This is a genomic window from Flagellimonas nanhaiensis (assembly GCF_003382275.1).
Lineage (GTDB): Bacteria > Bacteroidota > Bacteroidia > Flavobacteriales > Flavobacteriaceae > Flagellimonas > Flagellimonas nanhaiensis.
In genome coordinates this window covers 104373-129411 of sequence record NZ_QTJX01000004.1, presented here as the reverse complement: position 1 = coordinate 129411, position 25039 = coordinate 104373, and the positions used below count along the sequence as shown (strand labels likewise).

The window sequence follows — 25039 nt, the reverse complement described above, 5'->3', positions numbered from 1 at the left end:
CGAGCTAGCGACTTCCTTGAAAATCCTTGTTGGGCTTTGTGAGCATCCTGATGAAAACCATTGTCATTCCAAACAGAAACTCTACTTCATGCTCATTATTGATTTCAACATCGTGTTTTACCTTGTTGTTTTGATATTTATTAAAATAATCAAGCATAGAAACAAAGGTGTTTCTTATTTCAGCACTGATTCCCATTTCCTTCTGATATTTACCTATTTCGTTTAATTGGTTTTCCAAGCTTTTTTTGTTCTGTAAGATTTCTTTGACCAACAACTCCAAGGTAAGGCGCAAGTTATTTACACAGTCGATATGGTCCGACTTATCATTGTAAAGGGTAACCGCCCTTTCAAAACGATTCTTAACCTTTGGAAAACCGTCTATCCAGTAAAAAGTTTCAGAAATCAAATCTTGTTGTAGTTCCCTTTTGGGTGAAAACTCATTAATTGACTTGAAATTTGAGAATTGTTCTAAATCATCAAAAACAAAAGGTGATTTTATGTATCTCTGAACCTTGTGGATTTCCTCTAACTGCGTATCCTTCCATCTCTTGAAAATCTTCTTGCTGGCAGGGTTCAAGATTGCTTTTTCATTTTGTTCGCAATGATATATTTTACTGTCCATTTTTTGCATGAAGAGTTCAGCAAAAAGTTTTCTTCGGAAAAAAAAGATTTCGGAAGATAGCCTTGCCGAAATGCCCTCAAGCTCTATTTCCAATTGATTGAATTTTGCTGGAATGACAAATTTTTCTACCGTAACGTTATATTTTGAGCAAAATCGATCTATTTCATCAATCGAAGGGAATATTTCAGGGTTGGCCTTTTGAATATGCTTCTTGATAGCGTCATCTGTCAATGTAATCTGCGCCTCTTTCTTATTGGAATCGTCATGTTGAATGTAGTTTAAGATGTGTTCACTCCATTTTTCACAAATAGAATTCGCAGCGAACGTAATCTCTCCCAGCGTATAGTCCAGAATATTGACGAAATAGTTTCCCTCATACAGTTTGTTCTGAATATCTTCTTGATTCTCTTTGGTCTTTTTTACCAGATTGTTCTTGATTTCTAAAGGTTCAATTTTTACATGGATAGGAATCAATGAAATTCCTTTCATTGTGAACAATCGTTGACCAGATAATGAAACCTCCATTTCGTTAAACACGGCTTTAATCGTTAAGGTTTGCCGATCTAACAAAACATTTGGGTCTTGGGACATAACTAAATGATAATTGATTTTACTACAAAAATACTCCGTTAACCAAGGCCGAAATCTAACTACTAGAGTTATTCATGCGAAATGGTTGTAGCCTCATATCAATGGCGGCAAAAGCGCAGATAGACATAGAGATATAAGCCAATGATTCAAAATCCCTTTGATTGAAGGGGTTTCTGAATTTTTGAGGACCCTCCAATGAAAAATGTGACAGATTTCCCCTGATTTCAACCATGATATGAATGACCCCTGATATATCGGCTTCCTTATGGTATTTCTTGCAGACTTCCAAAAGCCACTCATAGTGTTTATCCTTAGTATTCGAGAGCTTTTTAATTACTTTATTTATAGCCTGAGTCAAGCCATTAGACTTGGAAAACTCCCTTTTCATCCTTTCATTTTTGAATTGGCCACTGCCATAGCAACCTTCCAACATCATATAAAAGTTAAGGAAGGATTCTTGATATTGAAATTTATGAAAGAGATTAACACCAATTCTAAAAAAGGTAAATGGCACCACTAAATGTTGAAGTTGTTTGCGAAATATCAATGTATCTCGAATCCATTCCTCGGTCAATATTGTTTGTTTTGAACTGTAACTGAATTCCTGCTTGTACTCACGAATATGCAATTCGCCTGCCTCCTTTTCACTTTCAGGAATCCACTCTATGGAACAACTCTCCCATTGGATTCTTTCAATACTTAAATCCATTGAGCCGAAGGCCTCAAGGTGCCTCAAAATTTGAACTGATTCTTCAAGAAAATTCTCCTCAAAAAAAACCGCGGATTTCACCTTTTTACCACTCACCTCAAGTTTAGGAAGAAACATATGATAATCTTTTACCCTCTTTGTCAATCCTATATAGTGTTTTCCATTCTCAGAATCACACCGAACCTCAATCGTAAAGGGATTTTGGAATGTATTGATACCACTCTCAATAATAATAGCACCCGATACTTCCGCTTCAATTTTTAACAGCATGATTCTACTTGGTAGTTTTTGATTTTAGGCCTTTATGAATGGCATCTATCCGATTCTTTTTTTCTTTGGCCAAAATCTTAATGATTTTTTCTGGAGTCTCTTTAACTGTTGGGCTTTCCATTTCCGCATAGCCATCAAAAACAGTTGCATAAATTTCTTGAATTACACCCTCTACAATATTCAAAAGCTTTTCAGTCTGTTCAAAGGTTGGGGTATCCAAATTTGACTTTGCTTTTTCATTATCTGTATGGGCGTATACCTTATCCCTTAGCTCTAAAATAATATTAATGGTGGAGCTATTCATTTCAAGTTGTTCTTCCCATGTTTTGATTTTCGACGGGTCAATTTCAAAGGTGCCGAAATACTGATCTTTTTTGAGCTTATTGATAAAATGAAAGATATTGTATTTGTCCCTTTTGGGCGAACTGCTGAACAGTTTGGATAGTTCAATAACTGTGTTCCTCCATAATATGTGGCGAATAAATGTGAACTCCCGGGAGCGTTCAAGAAATTCCAATTCAATCTCCGTATCTGGCTTATGCAGATAAAAGGCATACCTGAAGCATTTTTTGGCTAGGGTAACTACCTTCCAAATCGGTAGGATACTTTCCTTCAGTTCGTTTTTACTTGGCATTTTTCATACTAATTCGTTCTTTTCTTGAATAAAGTCCAAAAATTCCAATCCAAACTCAGTGATGCCCATGTTCTGAAAATTGCCACCCCCTATCCGGTTCATCCTATTGTCCACTAGTAGGCCCTGGGCTTGTAACCGCTGTTTAAACAACATGAATTTACTCTCCGGTAGATTATAAAAGTCTGCCCGTCTAAACTTTTGCAAGGTATCTAGCCATTTTTCGATTTCACTGATCTTACCGTTGACCAATTCATCCTCATCCGCATACTTGGACCTTTCGTAAATAATGGTCTCCCTCTTTTTCTTTTGGGCAATTTCATTTCTTTGATCTTTGAGCCGGTTCATTTCTGTTATTCTTTCCTCATAGGAAAGGTCAAAGCATTGATGATGGAACAATATCGATATTTCCTCTTCCGAAAGTGCGGCGACCAAATCCAGGTACAGTTCACTCAATTCCATTTGGTTGCTCGGTTCCCTTATTTGCTTCAAAAGAATCTCCCTGAACCTCTGGAGCTTTAGGTCCGATTTTGTTTTTACTACACGTCTTAAAACGGATTCAAAAAGATCCCCAAAATCTTCAGAAGTCACATTCTCCAAATTGAACTCTGTCCCATCGGTGAACCCTTCACCAAGGATTTCCACAAAGCGATTAAATCGGTTCTGTTTCACTCGTTCGCGATGATCGAAAAACATTTCATTTAGTGCTGTCCCTGCGTAAGGAATTGCCCCCAAGGAAGATTTTGCGACAGATATAAGCACTTCCTTCCCTTCTTTTTTAGCCATAGTATTTTTAGGTTTAAATCAACTTAACTATCAAGGGCCTTTTGAATGAATACTCCTCGGCAACATCCATAATATCCCTTTAAAGGTAGGCGAATCAGTTATTCTTGTAAAAGGTTCTTAGTCTACCTCCGGGACTAATATGGAAGGTATAATAATCACCATTGAAATATACACTCTGTGCTCCCACCCGTCTGAAGTCCCTATCCGGATGTTCAGTAAAATGTTGAATGATTTCATCTTCTGCCCTTCTAAGGACCATTTCAATCACTCTCTTTATGTCCTTAAACTTATATTGGAAGACCGTCTTGGACTCAAACCTTTCGCCGATTTGCGTTTCACTGACGTGTCGCATATAAATGTGCAATAAGCTTTCATAATCCCACCAAACCGGTATCTTACCATGAGTAAGTCGTTCCGGTCTAAAACTTGAAGAAAAATGGATTAACCAAGCCAAAGCATCTTTGTAATTTATCCCTACTTCTTTCCATTTATCTTGACTTTTTTGTAACTCTTTCCCTAGAATTTTGATTTTTTCATCGACATCCTCATTTATTACCTTTTCGAATTCCGCTTTCTCTTCGTTCGACAGTAGGTCTTTGTAGTATTTACTGTTCAAATAATGATACTTAATCCCTTTTTTTATTTCGCCTGTTTCCGGGTCCTTGAAGTTCTTTAGGTGCTCTTCTGGCATTTTATCTTCGTACTTCCGAAGAATGATTCCATTATGACGGTTAATTTCCTCTGGTATCAATTTGAAGCCACTTTTGAGTCTTTGGTTATTCGTCCATAGGGTTAATTCTTCCTCATCAACATCTGAAAAATTCGATTTGATCACTATGGGATCCGGCAGGTTCCTGATATCTGATTTTGAAAACTCATTTTCTACCGGTTTTGCAAAAGATAAGATTTCAATGATATCAGAGGCCAAAATACCCTCAAATCGCAAATCTCCAATTTGCTCCTCGGACAATTGGTTTATCCCTTTTCCGGCTTTGAACTTAATTAGCCCATCCGTTTTTTCGAAGTCATCGACGGCTACTGCTTCTTCCAATTTTTCCCGTTCATCCGGGGTATAATAAAAAGTCCCGGTAATATAACTTCCATACTTCTTGGCTGCCTCTGAACCGAACCTAAAAGATACTGACACTACCTTATCAAATTGTCCGGTAAATTTGTAAATCTCTTCTTGTGAATAAATCATTAGTTTGTTGTTATTTGATAGTCTTGGCACTTTGTTATTTGATGGTCTTGGCACTTGTAGTCATCAATAAACAGACTAAGGATAAAGATAACTTCCCCACCCTTTGATTCCAATAAAGGTTGGGAACTCATAATTAAAGAATTCAACAAACTCGCATCCATATAGATTTTCCACGGAAAACATTTGATCGGTACGATGTGCATTTTGGGCAATCTAAGCTCTGAAAGGAAATAAAAATGAATAGTAATATGAATGTTTCCGATTGCGATGTATCTTCTTTCAATCTGATTTCAAAATCCATAAAGTTAATATAGGAAAAGGAATATAAGTCTGGTTTATATACACATTGATGGCTTACTAAACCCGGAACTCAAATTAGATAGATTTAGACCAATAATTGACATATGTTGATTTAAGACTATCAAAACCGCCAAAGACTTGAAAAATTCTTAAGCGGTTTTTTTATGATTTGACTTTCAAAATCAAATTACTTTGAAGTAACCATATCAATTTTACTCATTCTTACTTTAACAGGTTCTTCATGTGCCTTTTAAATAATCTTCAACGGATTTGTGTTTACTATGCAGTTTCTCTATCGCTGTTTAATGCATCCTGCAGCTTGCCCATGTCGTCAAGCAACTTCTTTTCTACAACATTGGCGTAAATCTGAGTTGTAGAAAGCTTGGCATGCCCCAACAATTTTGATACCGTGGCAATGGGTACTCCGTTCGAAAGAGTAACTGTTGTGGCAAATGTGTGCCGCGCTACATGACAGGTAACCTTAAAATTAATTCCGCAAAGAGCAGCGATCTCCTTTAAATAGGCATTCATTTTTTGATTTGAACAAACAGGCAATAAACGTTCTGAATTTTCAAAGTTTTCATATTTGTTCAATATAGTTTTTGCTTTGTCCAAAATTGGAATTTTTACGGGTTGGGCACTTTTTTCTCGATATAGGAATAACCAAAGATTGCCATCAATTCCCATAACTATATTTTCATCGGTAAGCAGCTTTACATCAATGTAGGACAGACCTGTATAGCAGCAAAATACAAATACATCTCGCACACGAATAAGCTTCGGCTCATTCAATTCTATGGTTTCAAAAGTCTCCAATTGCTTCTTGGTCAAAAAACCACTTTTGTACTTGGTATAGCTCAGTTGGTATTTTTCAAAAGGGTGTTTCATAATCCAACCTAATTTTTCAGCAAATCCCATGAGTTTATTGAGCCGTTCTATATGTTTCATAATACCATTATTTTTTAGGGGTTTAGCCTTATCCAAATGGTTTTCGGGATTTCTTAAGAACAGCTCAAAATCCACTACGAAGCTATATTGTATGTATGTCAGAGGTATGTCTGCGGCTTTGAATTTCTTGGCTAAAAAGCACTTTAAATATTTTTTGGTGCCACCATAGTTCTTTAAAGTACCTTGAGCTAATTTGAACTGGTTTTTGTCATAGTGGTACTTGTACAAGCCGAATAAGGTTTCATCGTTCTGGTCCGTTCCTAAATACCTTGCCTTGACCGATTGTGCCGTAACGAACCTTCCTTCTTTTCTTAGTTGTTTGTAACAGTCTACAAGTTCTGTGTAAATCGTATCTAAATCTTGGTTTAAGTCACGTGCTTCTGCGGTTCTGCCTTCGGCCCGACTCATTTTCCGATTCCAAGAATCCATGGGGAATTGTATTCCCAAACTTATTTCCGCCCTTTTACCGTTGACGGTAATTCGAGCATAAATCGGGGCGATACCCCGCTTCTTTTTGGCGATGTTCTGCCAAAACAAAATGGTGAATGTTTTTGAAGTCCTCATATCTTTCGTTTTAGGTAACCGAATAGGTAACCGATTAAAATCCATAAACGAAAGTCAAATCACGCTGAAAGCCTTGCTCTCATTGAAAAGTTACAAAAAAAAGAGGTAACCGATTAGGTAACCGAATAGGTCACTTTTTTAATAAAAAAATAGCTAACCAAATGATATCAAAAAAAATTAAATTCCTGATAATCATAAAGTTAGCTATTCTATGACCTCAAATAAAATGAGGTTCGTCGGGGTGGCAGGATTCGAACCTGCGACCTCCTGCTCCCAAAGCAGGCGCGATAACCGGGCTACGCTACACCCCGAATTTGTTTTTATTGGAAAAAGCGGAGAGACTGGGACTCGAACCCAGGCGACAGTTACCCGCCGACAGATTAGCAATCTGCTCCGTTACCACTCCGGCACCTCTCCTAAATTCTATTATGAACGTGCATCTTAAAAATGCGGATGCAAATGTACTTTTTCATCTGTAAGATCGCAACTATTTTTCCATTTTTTTAAAAAAGAACTCATACCCAAAGTTTTACTCCGGATATTCAACTCGCAGATGGTAAATATTGGTCAACTTGTGTTTAAGAACCTTTTTCACCATTTCTATTTCCTTCAAGGTGATGTTAGCATTCAAAAATTGATTTGCCTGCATTTGGCCTTTTACTATTTTCTCTACAAATTGATCAATTACTGTAAACGTAGGGTTCTTCAAACTTTTGGAAGCGGCTTCCACTGCATCTGCCATCATAAGAATAGCTGTCTCTTTTGAAAAGGGAATTGGTCCGGGGTATTTAAAATCCTTTTCATCTACCTCAGCATCCATTTCTTGCTGTTTCTTGAAGAAATAATATACCGTAGTTGTTCCATGATGGGTTCTAATAAAATCTATAACTCGATCGGGGATTTTATTTTTTCGGGCTATTTCAATACCTCTTATAACGTGGTCAATGATAATTTTTGCACTCTCTCTTGGTGGAAGGTCATCGTGCGGATTAACGTTGGTAATTTGGTTTTCGGTGAAGAAAGTTGGTTTTTCCATCTTTCCAATGTCATGGTATAGTGCCCCTACCCTTACCAACATTGCATTGGCCCTGATTTCATTGGCCGCAGCCTCCGCCAAATTTGCTACTTGCAATGAATGATGAAACGTTCCCGGAGCTTTATCGGACAGTTCTTTTAGCAATTTGGAATTTGTATCGGAAAGTTCCAATAACGACACATCCGAAATCAATCCAAATATTTTCTCATAGATATAAATCAGGGGTTGGGCAAACAACGTAAGCAGGCCATTCAAGACGAAGATTCCAAACAATATCCACTCAATATTCTCCAGATTGCCTTCGTGGATTGCGTGAAAAGCGAAATAACCAACAATATAGATAAATGTTATCTGACCAACCGAAATGAAAAGATTTGCCCTCTTATAAAGTTCAGAGGCCGTAAGAATGGTAACAATACCTGCTATGGTCTGCAAAAAGATATACTCAAAACTGTTGGGCACTACAAACCCAAGAATCAGCACAGTAAGTACATGTACAAAAAGCCCCAACCTGGCATCAAAGAAATTCTTGAGGACCAAAGGAAGTATACAAAGCGGCACCACGTAAACATAATCCTCATTGTTTTTGACCATCAATGTGGTCGCAAGCACCATCAACAAAATATTGAAGAAGATAAATGTGACTTTATTATTGTTTTGGAAAATTTCGTAGCGGTACCTTTTTAGGAATAGGAACAGCATAACCAATACCAAGGCAACCAAAATGGTATATCCCAGAATTATGAAATAGTAGTTTGTCCCTCTCCAGAGTTCCGACTCATACTCTTCTTTCAAGGAATTTAGAATCTTAAAGTTCTCCGCTTCTACAACTTCACCTTTAGCAATGATCAAGGTTCCTTCGGAAACTTCGCCACGAGTATAGGAGATTCTTGAGAGTTCTTCCTCCAGAGCCCTATCGGTAAGAGCTTCATCATAGAAAACATTTGTCCTAAGGCTTCTTTGGATAAGTGCTTCCAATCGCTGGTTAACATCCCGATTCCCCATCGATAAAATAGACGTCACCCGGGCCTTGGCCTTAACAAGGTCTACGAAATTGCCCGGGGTAATTGAAATTGCCTCATTGTTTTTAACCAGATTTATGGAATTGGATACGGGCAGGTTTTGAACAATACCCAAAACGTAGATACTATCCAGAACGGCTGAACCTAGATCAGATAATCTTCGTTGTTGACCCTCGGAGTATTGTCCGGAGGGAAAAACGGTTCGAAAATCTTCTTCAAATCCACTTGTAACATCAGAAAAGATGGTGGCATCAAAAGCGTAGTAATCTGTTTTATTGTTCCTTAGTGATAACTGCTCCTCCGCAATTTCGCCATCGGTTTTCTTAATGGAAAAATCAATAGGGGCGTACAAGTTATCGTATTGCCAAGGTTTTCCCTTTTGAAACTCGTACTTGAACTTCCCACCTTTCGGAAAAAAAAACACAATCAATGCTACCGATACAAAATAGAGGAAGTACTTGTAGGCAAGTGATTGATACTTATATACGTTGTCCAAAGTTTTTCCCATTTGTATGCAGTTACCGTCAAAAATAGAAAATATAAATAAGAAGTCTCCCAGCTATTTCTTTGAGCTTCCTTGCGTTTAATTTTAGTATTTTCGCAATAGTAAAAAATGCATATATGAACAAAGTAGTGATTGTTTCCGCAGCTAGAACTCCAATAGGAAGCTTTATGGGAGCATTATCAAGCATACCTGCCCCAAAACTGGGCTCCATAGCCATTAAGGGAGCTTTGGAAAAAATAAACTTAAAACCTGAAATGGTAGATGAGGTCCTTATGGGCAATGTAGTTCAAGCTGGCACAGGACAAGCTCCTGCCAGACAGGCTGCCATCTACGCCGGAATTCCGGATTCTGTTCCCTGTACTACGGTAAACAAAGTTTGTTCATCCGGAATGAAGACCATTATGCAAGGTGCCCAATCCATTGCTCTTGGAGAAAATTCAATTGTTGTTGCAGGAGGTATGGAAAATATGAGTCTTATTCCTCATTATGCGTATATGAGAAACGGTCTCAAGTTTGGTCCCGCCACTTTAGTGGACGGAATGCAAAGAGATGGTTTGGTAGATGTTTATGATCAAAACGCAATGGGTGTATGCGCAGATGCATGTGCAGTAAAACATAGCTTCAGTAGAGAAGACCAAGATGCCTTTGCCATTCAGTCTTATGAAAGGTCTGCTGCAGCCTGGAAAGAAGGTAAGTTCAAGGACGAAGTTGTTCCTGTTGAAGTACCTCAACGAAGGGGAGAGCCTATCATAATTTCTGAAGATGAAGAGTATAAAAATGTAAGGATGGAAAAAATTCCGTCGTTACGACCAGCTTTTACCAAGGATGGTACCGTTACCGCTGCCAATGCATCCACCATTAATGATGGAGCCGCTGCGGTAATATTAATGAGTGCCGAAAAAGCTGCAGAGCTCAACCTTACTCCCTTAGCTACGATTAAGGGCTATGCCGATGCGGCCCAGGAACCAGAATGGTTCACAACAGCACCAGCTAAAGCTTTGCCCAAAGCTTTGGATAGAGCGGGAGTTTCCATTGATGATGTGGATTTCTTTGAATTCAATGAAGCTTTTTCTGTTGTTGGATTGGCCAATATGAAAATTTTGGGATTGAAAGACCATAACGTAAATGTGAATGGTGGAGCTGTTTCTTTGGGACACCCCCTAGGATGCTCTGGAGCCAGAATCACTATTACTTTACTCAATATTTTGGGGCAGAACAATGCCAAATTGGGAGCTGCGGCAATTTGTAATGGTGGAGGTGGTGCTTCAGCCATTGTTCTTGAAAGAAATTAGTCAAACAAGCCTGCCAATAAATGCAATATGGAATTTGCCATCTGAGCATTGTTCCCGTAAGAGCTCTCCCTGACGATTGCACTGAAATGGTATCGCAATTGCAGTATGGAGAGCACGTTAAGGTCCTGGAACAAAGAAAGAAGTGGAGCAGAATTCGAGTGGCCTATGACGGGTATGAAGGCTGGGTTTCCAATGACCAGATTACCCTAGTTTCTGAGAATGTTTATGGTGAATTGGAAGATGCTACACCATCATATTCATCAGATATTATTTCACATGTATGTACTTCAGATGATATTTTACTTCCCATTCTCTTGGGTTCAGTGGTCTCGTCAGCAAAGATTTTGGGCCACACCTTTGAAGGAAGTACCATAGAGGGGGCTCATCCAAAGTCTTGCCTTGTAGATACGGCATTGTTGTATTTAAAAGCACCCTATCAATGGGGCGGGAAAACTCCTTTTGGAATTGATTCTTCCGGATTTACCCAAATGGTCTATAAAATCAATGGACATCATTTGCGGAGAAATGCGGAAAAACAGTCACAACAAGGTGAAGCTTTGAGTTTTATTGAAGAGAGTGAACCAGGGGATTTGGCATTTTTTGACAACTCAGAAGGTATTATAGACCACGTTGGGATAATTTTAAAGGACAACTACGTGATTCATTCCCACGGACATGTCAGAATAGACAGATTGGACCATACAGGAATCTTCAATGTTGAAGAAAAACTCTATTCCCACACGTTGCGAGTCATTAAAAAAGTGATATAAAAAAAGACCCTGATTGTGCATCAGGGCCTTTTTTAAACTTTCAAATTTCTTTTTATTCTCCCAAAAGCTTTTTCATTCTCATAAAGTTTTCGGTATCCCCAAGAGCTCCATAAATGTTCTTTAATTGAGTAAGTACACTTTGGTTGTCCGGATTTGTCTTTAACGCGTCTTCCAAAACAGTTGCCCCTTCCCTGAACAAATCATCTTTTTGTTTTTTAAGCTCGTCATATCTGGCGATGTCGGCTCTAGAGCTTCCAAGACTGTTCATTTCATCAATAAGGCCATTTCCTTCATCCACATAAGTAGTAGAAAGGTTCAATAGCGCATTGATATAACCTGGGTCAATGGCTATGGCCTTTATATATGCCTCCCGGGCATCTTGTAGATTGCCTTGCTCCATATTGATTACCCCAATATTGTATAGCAAATCAGGATTATCAGGTGCCATGTCAGAGGCCTGGGACATCATTTCCTTGAACTTATCCTTTTGCCCCATGGAATAGTAAAGGTTAGCTTCACCCAATACTAGGTTAACATCGTCTGGGTTTACAGACCTAGCATCTGAATAGGCAGCCAAAGCCTTTTCATTATCTCCCAATTGCTGGTAAATAAGTGCAATGTTCTTAACAATCTCAGGCATTTTAGACTCAGATTTCTCTTCTTTTGGATCCTTATGGGTTCCTGCCTTAACGTAAAGATCTCTAGTGGTTTGGTCCATGGTCTCAACCTCGCCTGTTTCTACATTAACTGCAGTAAAGGTGACAGCGCTTCCATCATAACCCAAATCTTTTAGCTCGTTGTAGTGCTTAAGTGCTTTTTCATAGTTCTGCCCGTTTACAGCACTGCTGGCTGCGTAGTAAAGATAAATGGTATCAGATGGGCTCAGTTTATAGCTCATGTACAATTTATCAGCAGCTTTTTCAAACTCTTGGCTATTGTTGTCCTCTACAGCAGAGTTTACCAAATCACCTGTTATTTGAGCTAGGTTTTGAGTGGCCACCGAAGTGTATTTTACTTTGCCACTGCCCTCTTCAACAGATATGACCTTGTTATAGGAATCAATCGCCGTTTGAAAGGCTGTTTCATCCCCTTTTTTTGCCAAGTCGTAATAAATATTACCTTTTACGGCATAATATTGCGCTTGTAACCTTGCATCGGCTGCATCTATGAGGGAGGCTGCTCCCTCCAGTGAAGCCTTTGCGCTAGCGGCATCTCCATTTTTCAGTGCCTTCTCCGCAGCTTTGATCTCATTTTTCTGGGAGAATCCCATTGTTGAAATCCCAATTGCAAGTAGTATTAAAACTTTTGTCCTCATTTTGAATGTAATTATTAGTGTTTACTGATTATTCGTTGTTGTCGTTATTATTTTCGTCGTTGTTATCACTGTCTTTGTTTTCCCCCTTGTCATTATCAAGAGCTGTGCCATCTTCTCCATTGACCTCAATATCAAGGATATTGGTTTCATCAACATCTGCATCATCTTTCATGACTTTGGCCACGGCCGCAATGGAATCACTGTCCTTAAGGTTGATCAGTCTTACCCCTTGCGTTGCCCTTCCCATTACTCGGAGGTCCTCAACGCTCATACGTATAGCGATACCTGATTTGTTGATAATCATTAAATCATCAGAATCAGAAACATTTTTGATAGCCACAAGACCTCCAGTTTTTTCCGTAATGGAAATTGTCTTGACTCCTTTACCTCCTCTATTGGTAACCCTATAATCATCAATAGTAGATCGTTTACCATAGCCATTCTCTGAAACTACCAGGATATCGTCCTCAAAGTTATGAACAGAAACCATTCCTATGACCTCATCTTTGTCATCTGCCAAGGTTATACCACGGACCCCAGCAGCATTTCTACCCATAGGACGTGTCTTGCTTTCTTCAAAGCGAATAGCCTTACCTGATTTTAGGCCAAGGAAAATTTGACTTGTACCTGTAGTAAGTTTTGCCTCTAGAAGCTCATCTCCATCTTTGATGGTAATCGCATTGATACCATTTTGGCGTGGTCTAGAGTATTGCTCCAAGGAAGTCTTCTTGACCGTACCTTTTTTGGTGGCCATGATCACATAATGGCTGTTCACATAATCCTCATCCTTCAGGTCCTGGGTGCAGATAAATGCCTTCACCTTATCGTCCTGTTCAATATTGATAAGATTTTGAATGGCTCTTCCTTTGGAAGTCCTACTTCCCTCTGGGATTTCATAGACACGCATCCAGAAACATTTTCCTTTCTGGGTAAAGAACAACATATACTGATGGTTGGTTCCCACAAATAGATGTTCCAAGAAATCTTCACTTCGTGTCGAGGACGCCTTCTGGCCCACTCCTCCCCTATTTTGGGTCTTGTATTCCGTGAGCGGGGTTCTTTTAATGTAACCTGCATGGGAAATGGTGATGACCACTTGCTCATCCGGAATCATGTCCTCGATACTCAGGTCGCCTCCAGCAAAATTTATCTCTGATCGGCGCGGATCTCCATATTTATCCTTTACCTCTAGCAATTCATCTTTGATGATCTGCATTCTACGCTCCTTTTTGTCAAGGATGTCCTTTAGGTCTTCAATGGTCTTTAAAAGCTCATCGTATTCGTCACGAAGTTTATCTTGTTCCAGCCCTGTAAGCTGTCGCAATCTCATTTCAACAATAGCCTTTGCCTGGATTTCGGTCAATTTAAACCGTTCCATCAAATTGTTTCTGGCTTCATCCACATTGGAGGATCCCCGGATAATCTCAATGACCTCATCAATATTATCCGAAGCAATGATCAGACCTTCCAGGATATGGGCGCGATCTTCAGCTTTCTTTAGCTCAAATTTTGTTCTTCGAACAACCACATCGTGCCTGTGGTCCACAAAATGGCCAATGATCTCCTTCAAGTTCAACAATTTAGGCCTTCCATTGACCAAAGCAATATTGTTGACACTAAAAGAGGATTGTAATGCTGTGTATTTGTACAGCATATTGAGCACAATGTTAGGAATGGCATCTCGCTTCAAAATATATACGATACGCATACCTTTTCGGTCAGATTCATCACGAATGGATGAAATGCCCTCTATCTTTTTATCGTTGACCAGGTCTGCGGTCTTTTTGATCATGTCCGCCTTATTGACCTGATACGGAATTTCTGTTACGATGATACATTCCCTTCCCTGTACTTCCTCAAAGGAAGCTTTTGCACGCATTACCACGCGGCCTCTTCCGGTGTGGAAAGCTTCTTTTACGCCATCATAGCCATAAATGATTCCACCTGTTGGAAAATCCGGAGCTTTAATGTGGGTAATAAGCTCATCTATCTCAATATTATTATCGTCTATATAAGCAATGGTACCATCAACAACTTCAGATAGATTGTGAGGTGGCATATTGGTAGCCATACCTACCGCAATACCTGAAGCTCCGTTCACCAATAAATTTGGAATCCTGGTAGGAAGTACCGTGGGCTCCTGCAGAGAGTCATCAAAATTTAACTGATGATCAACGGTGTCCTTGTCAATATCTGCCAACATCTCATCGGCAATCTTCCGCATTTTTGCCTCGGTATATCGCATTGCGGCAGGGCTATCGCCATCTACCGAACCAAAGTTACCTTGGCCATCGATCAACATATAGCGTAAGCTCCATTCTTGGGCCATACGCACCATGGTATCATAGACCGAAGTATCACCGTGAGGGTGATATTTACCAAGCACCTCACCTACAATACGTGCAGATTTCTTGTGCGAGCTGGTTGATCTAACACCTAACTCGTGCATTCCAAAAAGTACTCTTCTGTGGACTGGTTTAAGACCATCACGAACATCTGGCAGGGCACGTGACACAATGACCGACATTGAATAATCAATGTAGGCAGATTTCATCTCATCCTCAATGTTGATAGGAATTAACTTTTCTCCTTCCGCCATGCTAAAATCTTATAGTTTTTTAGTGGTTAAAATATCATGGCAATATACGCAAAATCGCACCTTTCAAAACAATTGCGACCTACTTTATTAAAAAAATTATCAACAGCATTTTACCCCATCCTCAAGTATGATAAACCTATGTTAAACCTTGAATAAAGACCCCTTTATTTCGACTTTTACCACTAGTTTATCGAATATGGGTACGGTATTTGACTACTGTAACAATAGTTTTATTAATTTTAATTGCTGAAAAAGGTACGTATGGACGATAATTTCTCCCCCAGAGTAAAAGATGTTATTGCCTACAGTAAGGAAGAGGCCCTTAGACTTGGTCACGACTTTATTGGAACGGAACATCTTATGCTCGGTCTTTTAAGAGATGGAAATGGCAAGGCCATTAATATTTTGGATGCGCTGGATGTGGACTTGGACCACTTGAGACGAAAAGTGGAAATACTTAGTCCCGCCAATCCAAACACAGGGACAATGCAGAAAGACAAAAAGAACCTGCATCTGACCAGACAGGCAGAGCGGGCCCTTAAAACCACTTTTTTGGAAGCAAAGCTTTTTCAAAGTTCTTCCATCAATACAGCACATCTATTGCTCTGTATCCTCAGAAACGAGAATGATCCAACCACCAAATTGCTGCATAAGCTAAAGGTTGATTACGATAATGTGAAAGAACAGTTCAAATCTATGATCACCAGTGATGACGACTATATTGATTCCCCTCAGGCAGAATCGTTTCCAAGCGATCCTGATGAAACTGGGGATTCCAAAGAAGGTGCTTTTGGATCAGGTTCTTCCCAAAAAGGAAGCAAAAAATCCAAAACTCCCGTTCTGGACAATTTTGGACGTGACCTGACAAAACTTGCGGAAGAAAATAAATTGGACCCGGTTGTTGGAAGGGAGAAGGAAATAGAACGGGTATCTCAAATACTTAGTCGAAGAAAAAAGAACAATCCTCTGCTCATTGGTGAGCCCGGAGTGGGAAAAAGTGCCATTGCAGAAGGTTTGGCCCTTCGTATAATAAACAAGAAAGTTTCCAGGATTCTATACAACAAGCGTGTGGTCACACTTGATTTGGCGTCTTTGGTTGCCGGAACAAAATACCGTGGTCAGTTTGAAGAGCGCATGAAAGCGGTGATGAACGAACTGGAGAAAAATGATGACATCATTCTATTCATTGATGAAATCCACACTATTGTAGGAGCAGGTGGAGCTACCGGAAGTCTGGACGCCTCCAACATGTTCAAACCGGCTTTAGCTCGAGGTGAGATCCAATGTATAGGTGCTACCACTCTGGATGAATATAGACAGTACATTGAAAAAGATGGTGCCCTGGAGCGACGTTTCCAAAAGGTAATGGTTGAACCTACATCTGTTGAGGAGACCATTGAAATCCTTATGAACATCAAAGGTAAATACGAGGACCATCACAATGTAAACTATACAGATGATGCCATTGTGGCCTGTGTGAAGCTTACCAATAGATATATGACCGATAGGTTCTTACCGGACAAGGCCATTGATGCATTGGACGAAGCTGGCTCACGGGTACATATTGTAAATATGGATGTTCCCAAACAAATTTTGGAGTTGGAAAGTCAACTTGAAGATGTACGGGAGTTGAAGAACAGCGTTGTAAAGAAGCAAAAGTATGAGGAAGCTGCTAAGCTTCGGGATGATGAAAAACGATTGGAAAAAGAGCTAGCTTCTGCACAAGAACGTTGGGAGGAGGAAAGTAAACTCCACCGTGAAACAGTCTCTGAGGACAATGTTGCAGATGTAGTTTCCATGATGAGTGGAATTCCGGTCAATAGAATTGCCCAAACCGAAAGCAACAAATTGGCGGAACTGCCCGATTTAATCAAAGGTTTTGTAATTGGACAGGATGAAGCTGTGGCCAAAGTGGCCAAGGCCATCCAACGAAATAGAGCGGGTCTGAAGGATCCCAACAAACCTATTGGTTCTTTTATTTTCTTAGGTCAAACCGGTGTGGGCAAAACCCAATTGGCAAAAATATTGGCCAAAGAACTTTTTGATTCCGAGGACGCTCTGATTCGTATAGATATGAGCGAGTATATGGAAAAATTCGCCATATCCAGACTGGTAGGTGCGCCTCCCGGATATGTTGGGTACGAAGAAGGTGGTCAGCTTACCGAAAAAGTACGTCGCAAGCCTTATTCCGTTATTCTTTTGGATGAAGTAGAAAAAGCCCACCCAGATGTTTTCAACATGTTGTTGCAGGTATTGGACGATGGTTTCTTAACGGACAGCCTGGGAAGAAAGATAGATTTTAGAAATACAATCATCATAATGACTTCCAACATTGGGGCACGTCAGCTTAAGGACTTTGGACAAGGTGTTGGCTTTGGAACCGCTGCCAAAAAGGCCCAAGCGGACAGTCACCAAAAAAGTGTAATTGAAAATGCTTTGAAAAAGGCATTTGCTCCTGAGTTTTTAAACAGAATTGATGATGTAATCGTCTTTAATCCACTGGAACGCGAAGACATTCACAAAATCATCGATATAGAATTAGACAAGCTCTTTGGCAGAATCAAGGACATCGGTTACGACCTAAGTCTTTCTGAAAAAGCCAAAGATTATATCGCTGAAAAAGGATTTGACAAACAGTATGGAGCCCGTCCACTAAAAAGGGCAATCCAAAAGTATATTGAGGATGCTCTTGCCGAAGAAATTGTAAATTCCAAACTCGACGAAGGAGATAGCATATTCATGGATCTTGATGAGAAAAAAGAAGAGCTCACCATCAAGATTGAAAAAAAGGAAAAATCGCCCAAGGCGGATTCATAAAATCAAAATAGATTCTAAAAGCCGGCTTATCAACGTCGGCTTTTTTTATGGGCAATTTTACCATACAAACGATATTTGCGCTTTTAATCTAAAATTTTTCCCGTCAAATCACATTCCATATACTTTCGTCTTGAGACACTATAACTATTTTGGGGAATGAGAATTGCTTCTTCTAAGAAAGCCATTGTTGTTCGTGAATACCAGCTTGATATTGGAAACGTTCAAGTTTTTGACAATTATATGGTATCCACGTTTGATGACGGTGCGACGATTACGCTCGAACGAGCTTATCAAATTATTGGAATTTCAGAAATACATTTTAGGGACAAGGATTTTGGTTATATCAGTTTGAGAAAAAATTCCTATGCCATAGATCCTACCGTATATAACTATTTGCGTGGTCTGGAAAACTTAAAAGCTTTTGCCATAGTTTCCAAGAAGGAAATAGATATGCACAACTTCAAAATAGAGAAGCTTTTCTATAAGAAAAATATGGAGTTTTTTATTGAGTACGAAAATGCCCTTACGTGGATAAAGAAAAGGCTTAAAGCAAATAAAGGTAAAGACAACTCCTAGGATTCCTGTGAATTTTCCCTATTGGGCGGTCTAAGAAGTTCTTGATAGGCCCTTCCAATATTTTCTACCAATATAGAAGCCTTTAATGCTTCATAACCATATTGATGGACTGCGATATCTCCTGCTAAACCATGCAGGTAAACACCAAAAACGCAAGCAGCCAACGGCTCATATCCTTGGGATAGCAGTCCCGTTATCATGCCTGTAAGAACGTCCCCACTCCCTGCTGTTGCCATGCCTGGATTACCAGAGGAATTTACATATCCCTTGTCTTTGTAAATAGTAATGCTGTGAGCTCCCTTGATTACTACAACACAGTCATTTTTAGAGGAAAACTTTTTTGTTTTCTCCAATTTATCAAAATCATTGTCCCATTTGCCAATCAATCTTTCCAATTCTTTTGGGTGAGGGGTTAAAATTGATTGTGCAGGCACAGATTTCAGTAATTCTTGGTGTTTGGCCAATAAATTGAGACCATCGGCATCAATAACCACGGGGTTTTCCTGTTTCTTTAGAAAAGCGCCAAAGGCTTTTGCCGTATCCTCCGAGGTTCCCATTCCTACTCCAATACCAATGGCATTTGGAACAAATGGAATAGTAATTTGCTCAATATTTTCATCATCGTCGTCGGTCAAAACCATAATCTCTGGCAAGGCCGTTTGCAATGAATGGTAACCACATTTCGGAACAAAAGCGGTCACTAAGCCACTTCCCACAGTTAAACATGCATTACTTGCCAATTGAACTGCACCAATTTTACCGTAAGATCCCCCAATAATCACAGCATGTCCATAGGTTCCCTTATGGGAAAATTTGTTTCTAGGTCTATACAAGGGAAGAACGTCCGGGGGGCCAATCAACTCATAACCCACTTCTTCATGAGTTAAAAACTCGGTGTCCAAGCCAATATCCAAAATTTCCCACTGGTCAATGTAAATCCCAGTTTGTGGTAGAAAAAATACCAATTTGGGAACCTGAAAACTAAGTACGTGATTGGCCTCTATAACTTCTGATACGGGAGGCCTGTCCATCGGTAAACCAGATGGAATATCCACGGACAATACAAAAGCCCTGGAGGCATTGATATGGCCAATGAGATTGGCAACCCATTGATCTAATGGTCTGCTCAGTCCAATTCCAAAAATGGCATCAACTACAATGTCTTCTGGGGAGATGAGTGGAAAACTACTATCCTCATTAATAAAATCCGGCCATATTTTCCTATCCTTCAATCGCTCAAGATTCAGCAAAAAATCTTTGGATCGTTTTTCACTATAATTGACCACATGCACCTGAATATTGTATCCATGTTCCTGAAGGTGTCTTGCCAAAACAATACCGTCCCCGCCATTGTTTCCAATTCCGCAGAACAGTTGAATGTTTACCTGGGCACCTTGCAGACGGGTATGAATCCACTCAAACAATCTGGTTGCAGCCCTTTCCATGAGCATGTCACTGGAAATCTGCTCTTTTTCTATTGTTGATTTGTCAGCTTTATAGATTTGATCAGCAGAAAAAATTTTCATTCCCTAAGAAAATTTAACGATTACTATGGATTTCGTAAAAATTTGTCAAACATTTGAAGAAGGATTCAAATGTACTACTTTTACCCCCATAATCTTGAATTAGAAACCATAGTATTAGGCTAGCAACCTTTAAGAGATGAAAAAATACTCTTTTATCTTCACATTGACCATCATTACCCCTTGGGGGTAGTCTGCTATATATTATTCCGTCGGTTCATATTCATTTTTTTCAATTTTCACATTAATAATTCACCATGAAGGTCTTAAAATTTGGAGGCACTTCAGTAGCCAATCCACAAAACATTAACAAAGTCAAAAACATTGTTCAAGACTTAGGTCAAGAAAAGGCCGCAGTTGTAGTATCTGCTTTTGGCGGCATCACAGATCTATTATTAGACACCTCGCACCTAGCGTCATTGCAAGATCCCACCTATACAGAATCTTTAAAGACCATTGAAGAACGACATCTAGCTGCAGTAAAGGAATTGATTCCCATACAAGTTCAAAGTACAGTTCTGAGTAAAATAAAAAGCGATTTAAACGTTTTGGAAACCTTGTTGGAAGGTGCCTATTTAATTGGGGAACTCACACCTAAACTTTCCGATAAAATCGTAAGCTTCGGCGAATTGCTTTCTGCATATATCATAGGAGAATATTTTAAATCCGAAGGATTGGATGCCACTTTTAAGGATAGTCGTGAGCTAATCATTACCGACAGCAATTATGGCAAGGCCAATGTGGATTTTTCAAGTACAACAAAAAACTGTAACCAGTTTTTCAAAGAAAACCCTTGTCAAATAACTGTACTTCCTGGATTTGTATCCTCGAGTGGCACTGGTGACAACACCACCTTGGGAAGAGGTGGTTCAGATTATACCGCAGCCATTGTGGCAGCAGCACAAAATTCTGAATTTTTGGAAATCTGGACCGATGTAAATGGCATGTACACAGCCAATCCCAAACTGGTGAAACAGGCAAAGGCAGTTCCTCATATTAGCTATGAAGAAGCCATGGAACTCTCTCATTTTGGAGCTAAGGTATTGTATCCCCCAACCATCCAACCGATTTTAGGAAAGGAAATCCCCATCGCCATTAAAAATACTTTCGATCCTGAAAATCCAGGGACCATTATTTCAAAAAATGATAATGGCAATGGAAAAACTGTTAGGGGAATCAGCCATGTGGGAAACATCAGCCTGCTCTCTTTGGAAGGGCCAGGAATGATAGGTATTCCCGGGATTTCAAAACGGTTTTTTGAAACACTTTCGTTAAATAACATAAGCATCGTCTTAATTACACAGGCATCCTCAGAGCACTCCATTTGTGTTGGTGTAGCCGATGAGGATGTTGAAATAGCTGCAGAAGCCGTAAACGAAACATTTGCATATGAAATGCAGAACCGTAAAATTAAGCCTGCCATTGTAGAACGTGACCTTACGATCGTAGCCCTTGTAGGTGATAACATGAAAAGTCATCAGGGACTTAGTGGAAAGATGTTCAGTACATTGGGCAAGAACAATGTGAATATTAGGGCAATTGCCCAAGGAGCTTCAGAAAGGAACATCTCTGCTGTCATTAAAAAGGAAGATGTCAAAAAAGCCTTGAACTCGCTTCATGAAACCTTTTTTGAAGAAAACATCAAACAACTCAACCTATTTGTAATGGGTGTGGGCAATGTTGGCTCCAAATTCCTTGAGCAAATACATCAGCAAAGAAAATACCTCAAGAAAGAATTAAAACTCAACCTAAGGGTCATCGGGATCAGCAATTCGAGAACCATGGTCTTTGATGAGAACGGGATATCCCTGAAAGATTGGCAAAATCAGTTGGGTAAAGGAGAGAAAGCAGACAAACAGACCTTTTTTGATACGGTGAAATCACTCAATTACCGAAACAGCGTTTTTGTAGACAATACTGCCAATAATGAAGTGGCCCAAAGCTACCCCGATTATTTAAAGAATAATATCTCGGTGGTTACATGTAACAAAATCGCATGCTCTTCGGACTACGATTTTTACAAGAATCTTAAATCCCTATCCAAACAATTTAATGCGCCGTTTCTTTTTGAAACCAATGTTGGTGCCGGACTTCCCATTATTGATACGCTAAAACATTTGATTGCATCTGGTGACAAAGTCAAAAAAATTCAGGCTGTGTTGTCAGGAAGTTTAAACTTTGTGTTCAACACCTTCAATGATTCCGTGACCTTTCATGATGTCGTCAAACAAGCTCAAGAGCAGGGTTATACCGAACCCGACCCTACCATTGACCTCAGCGGCGTAGATGTAATGCGAAAAATATTGATTCTGGCAAGGGAAAGCGGTTACGAGCTGGACATTGATGACATTGAAAATGAATCCTTTTTGCCCAAGGAAAGTTTGGAAACCAATTCCAACGAGGCCTTTTTTGAGTCGTTGATAAAATATGAGGATGATTTTCAAAAACTCTACAAACAAGCTGCAGACCAAGATTGCAAACTAAAGTACGTTGCCCAATTTGAAGAAGGCAAGACAAAAGTAGGGCTGCAAAAAATACCTAAGGGGCATGACTTTTATAATTTGGAAGGAAGTGACAATATCGTACTGTTTTTCACGGAACGTTATCCCAATCAACCTTTGATCGTAAAAGGTGCGGGTGCGGGTGCAGATGTTACTGCTTCGGGTATCTTTGCAGATATCATTAGAATAGGAAATTTTTGACCATGGAAGAAATCAAGATTTTTTGCCCCGCCACCATTGCCAATGTTTCTTGCGGTTTTGATGTACTTGGCCTTGCGCTAGATTCTGTAGGAGATATTATGACGGTTAGGAAAAGTACGGAAGAAGGAATCCGAATTACAAAAATCAGTGGTCAAGAACTTCCCCTAGAAACCAAAAAGAATGTTGCTGGAGTAGCTGGATTGGCCCTTTTAGAAAAAAGTGGGCTTAAAGGTGGATTTGAGATAGAAATCGACAAAAAAATCAAACCGGGAAGTGGCATTGGAAGTAGCGCGGCCAGCTCAGCGGGTGCTGTTTGGGCAATGAACGAATTATTGGGAAGACCTTTTTCCAAACTGGAACTGGTGCAATTTGCCATGCAAGGGGAGCAACTGGCCAGCGATGTGGCCCATGCAGATAATGTGGCCCCAGCCCTATTTGGCGGCTTTACCTTGGTCCGTAGTTATGACCCTTTGGACATTGTTCCGATTCCCACACCGGATGAGCTGTTTGCTACAGTGATTCATCCTCAGATTGAAATTAAGACTTCGGACTCTCGCAAAATACTGAAGACCAATATTTCCCTTGAAAAGGGAATTCAACAATGGGGCAATCTGGGTGGGCTCATTGCCGGACTCTTTCAGAGTGATTATGACTTAATTGGGCGTTCCCTGGAGGACCATATCATTGAACCCATTAGATCTATTCTTATTCCTGGGTTTGATCAGATCAAATCGGGTGCAATCAACTCGGGTGCTTTAGGCTGCGGCATATCTGGCTCAGGACCATCAATATTTGCATTGAGCAAAGGTCAAGATGTTGCCGAAACAGTTGCCCAATCCATGGACAAAATTTATAGTGATGTTGGAATTCCTTTCGACATTCATATCTCAAAAATCAACACCAAGGGTGTAAAAAAAATAGCCTAATTGCATGAGGTTTTATAGTTTAAACAATCAAAATTTTAAGGTATCCTTTAAGGAAGCCGTCATAGCAGGGATTGCACCAGACAGAGGACTTTATTTTCCAGAAAAGATATCCCCGCTATCACCTGCATTTTTTCAGGCAAAGGAAACCAATGACCCTCATCAAACAGCCTTTGAGGCCATTCATCAGTTTGTAAATGAAGATATCCCTGATGCTGTTCTAAAGGAGATTATTGCCAATACTTTGGATTTTGGTTTTCCTGTGGTGGAACTGGAAGAAAACGTAGCTACCTTGGAGCTCTTCCATGGTCCGACTATGGCTTTTAAGGATGTGGGTGCAAGATTTATGGCCAATTGCCTTGGTTATTTTTCCCAAAACCAAAAAGAAGAGGTTACCGTACTGGTTGCCACCTCTGGAGATACGGGAGGTGCAGTGGCCAATGGTTTCCTCGGTGTTGAAGGGGTAAAAGTGGTCATCCTCTATCCAAGTGGCAAGGTCAGCGAAATCCAGGAGAAACAGCTTACCACATTGGGTCAAAACATTGAGGCTTTGGAAGTCACCGGCTCCTTTGACGATTGTCAGAATATGGTCAAAACGGCTTTCTTGGATTCTGATATCACTGAGCACAGAAAATTGACCTCGGCAAATAGCATTAACGTAGCTCGATGGTTGCCTCAATTGTTTTATTTTCTTTTTGCCTACGAACAAGTAAAATCAAAAGGAAAAAAAGTGGTCTTTTCTGTTCCGTCAGGAAATTTTGGAAACATCTGTGCGGGAATGGTAGCTCAAAAATTGGGTATGCCCGTGGGGCATTTTATTGCTTCGACCAATGTTAACAATGTGGTACCCAAATTCATGGAAAAAGGCACTTACGAGCCTATGGCCTCAATCGCCACCATTTCCAACGCTATGGATGTGGGCGACCCCAGTAATTTTGTCAGGATTAGACATCTATACCAAAATGATTTTGTTGCGTTGCAGAAAAATCTTTCCTCCTACTCTTTTTCAGACCTTACCACACAAGAAGCCATGAAACAAGTCCATACCAATACCGGTTATGTAATGGATCCCCATGGTGCTGTGGGATATCTTGGGCTCAAGGAATATCAGAAAAAACACCCGGATACCTATGGTATATTTCTGGAAACCGCGCATCCGGTGAAGTTTTTGGATGTTGTGGAAGATACCTTGGGTATAAGCCCAGAAATTCCTCCCCAAATCCAAAAAGTGATGGGAAAAGAAAAAAAGTCGATCAAAATAGCTTCATACGCTGAGCTAAAATCCTTGCTGTTGGAGAGTTAACCAGTTTCCTTTTTCAATTAACAGGGCTTTGTTT

At 39.9% G+C, this 25039-nt stretch carries 17 protein-coding genes and 2 tRNA genes; 7 read left to right on the top strand and 12 right to left on the bottom strand.

Annotated elements, in window-relative coordinates; all coding sequences use genetic code 11:
- Window positions 1-4: 4 nt before the first annotated feature.
- From DX873_RS15380 to DX873_RS15335, 9 genes are all read right to left on the bottom strand, one after another.
- Window positions 5-1147 carry a hypothetical protein gene (locus DX873_RS15380; RefSeq protein WP_147296675.1) on the bottom strand — a complete coding sequence of 381 codons (1143 nt, stop codon included), beginning with the start codon at window positions 1145-1147 and terminating at the stop codon, window positions 5-7.
- Between the two features lie 121 nt (window positions 1148-1268).
- A complete protein-coding gene (locus tag DX873_RS15375) occupies window positions 1269-2192 on the bottom strand; it encodes a hypothetical protein (RefSeq protein ID WP_116185385.1) in 924 nt (307 codons plus the stop codon).
- A 4-nt stretch (window positions 2193-2196) separates the two neighbouring features.
- Complete coding sequence (locus tag DX873_RS15370; RefSeq protein ID WP_116185384.1) at window positions 2197-2826, bottom strand: AbiU2 domain-containing protein; 630 nt, start codon at window positions 2824-2826, stop codon at window positions 2197-2199.
- 3 nt (window positions 2827-2829) lie between these two features.
- Window positions 2830-3609 (bottom strand): hypothetical protein, encoded by a 780-nt coding sequence (locus DX873_RS15365; protein WP_116185383.1) that lies wholly within the window; start codon window positions 3607-3609, stop codon window positions 2830-2832.
- Window positions 3610-3703: 94 nt separating this feature from the next.
- Window positions 3704-4810, bottom strand: a complete 1107-nt coding sequence (locus DX873_RS15360; RefSeq protein ID WP_116185382.1) for a hypothetical protein — start codon at window positions 4808-4810, stop codon at window positions 3704-3706.
- A gap of 579 nt (window positions 4811-5389) precedes the next feature.
- Entirely contained in the window at window positions 5390-6622 is a 1233-nt protein-coding gene (locus tag DX873_RS15350; protein WP_116185380.1) for a site-specific integrase, read from the bottom strand.
- Between the two features lie 236 nt (window positions 6623-6858).
- A tRNA-Pro gene (locus DX873_RS15345) sits at window positions 6859-6933 on the bottom strand.
- Between the two features lie 22 nt (window positions 6934-6955).
- A tRNA-Ser gene (locus DX873_RS15340) sits at window positions 6956-7039 on the bottom strand.
- Between the two features lie 112 nt (window positions 7040-7151).
- Complete coding sequence (locus DX873_RS15335) at window positions 7152-9188, bottom strand: HD family phosphohydrolase (protein ID WP_116185379.1); 2037 nt, start codon at window positions 9186-9188, stop codon at window positions 7152-7154.
- Between the two features lie 113 nt (window positions 9189-9301).
- On the opposite strand from DX873_RS15335, the gene DX873_RS15330 reads away from it, so the two are divergent.
- Window positions 9302-10477, top strand: coding sequence for an acetyl-CoA C-acyltransferase (locus DX873_RS15330; RefSeq protein ID WP_116185378.1), 1176 nt, complete (start codon window positions 9302-9304; stop codon window positions 10475-10477).
- A gap of 20 nt (window positions 10478-10497) precedes the next feature.
- Window positions 10498-11247, top strand: coding sequence for a C40 family peptidase (locus DX873_RS15325; RefSeq protein WP_116185377.1), 750 nt, complete (start codon window positions 10498-10500; stop codon window positions 11245-11247).
- 52 nt (window positions 11248-11299) lie between these two features.
- On the opposite strand, the gene DX873_RS15320 is transcribed toward DX873_RS15325, so the two are convergent.
- Both DX873_RS15320 and gyrA read right to left on the bottom strand, forming a co-directional pair.
- Window positions 11300-12562, bottom strand: coding sequence for a tetratricopeptide repeat protein (locus DX873_RS15320; RefSeq protein WP_116185376.1), 1263 nt, complete (start codon window positions 12560-12562; stop codon window positions 11300-11302).
- 28 nt (window positions 12563-12590) lie between these two features.
- Window positions 12591-15161, bottom strand: a complete 2571-nt coding sequence (gene gyrA / locus DX873_RS15315) for a DNA gyrase subunit A (RefSeq protein WP_116185375.1) — start codon at window positions 15159-15161, stop codon at window positions 12591-12593.
- A gap of 261 nt (window positions 15162-15422) precedes the next feature.
- On the opposite strand from gyrA, the gene DX873_RS15310 reads away from it, so the two are divergent.
- Entirely contained in the window at window positions 15423-17978 is a 2556-nt protein-coding gene (locus DX873_RS15310; RefSeq protein WP_116185374.1) for an ATP-dependent Clp protease ATP-binding subunit, read from the top strand.
- Between the two features lie 156 nt (window positions 17979-18134).
- Entirely contained in the window at window positions 18135-18554 is a 420-nt protein-coding gene (locus DX873_RS15305) for an STAS/SEC14 domain-containing protein (protein WP_116185373.1), read from the top strand.
- On the opposite strand, the gene DX873_RS15300 is transcribed toward DX873_RS15305, so the two are convergent.
- Window positions 18551-20080, bottom strand: coding sequence for an NAD(P)H-hydrate dehydratase (locus tag DX873_RS15300; RefSeq protein WP_116185372.1), 1530 nt, complete (start codon window positions 20078-20080; stop codon window positions 18551-18553). The two genes, DX873_RS15305 and DX873_RS15300, sit on opposite strands and share 4 nt — an antisense overlap.
- 254 nt (window positions 20081-20334) lie before the next feature.
- Here DX873_RS15300 and thrA point away from each other — a divergent pair, with 254 nt between their 5' ends.
- Genes thrA through thrC form a run of 3 tightly spaced genes read left to right on the top strand, consistent with a single transcriptional unit; the run spans window position 20335 to window position 25005 of the window.
- Window positions 20335-22779 carry a bifunctional aspartate kinase/homoserine dehydrogenase I gene (gene thrA, locus DX873_RS15295; RefSeq protein ID WP_116185371.1) on the top strand — a complete coding sequence of 815 codons (2445 nt, stop codon included), beginning with the start codon at window positions 20335-20337 and terminating at the stop codon, window positions 22777-22779.
- A 2-nt stretch (window positions 22780-22781) separates the two neighbouring features.
- Window positions 22782-23705 (top strand): homoserine kinase, encoded by a 924-nt coding sequence (locus DX873_RS15290; protein ID WP_116185370.1) that lies wholly within the window; start codon window positions 22782-22784, stop codon window positions 23703-23705.
- A 4-nt stretch (window positions 23706-23709) separates the two neighbouring features.
- A complete protein-coding gene (gene thrC / locus DX873_RS15285) occupies window positions 23710-25005 on the top strand; it encodes a threonine synthase (protein WP_116185369.1) in 1296 nt (431 codons plus the stop codon).
- The last annotated feature ends 34 nt before the right edge of the window (window positions 25006-25039 follow it).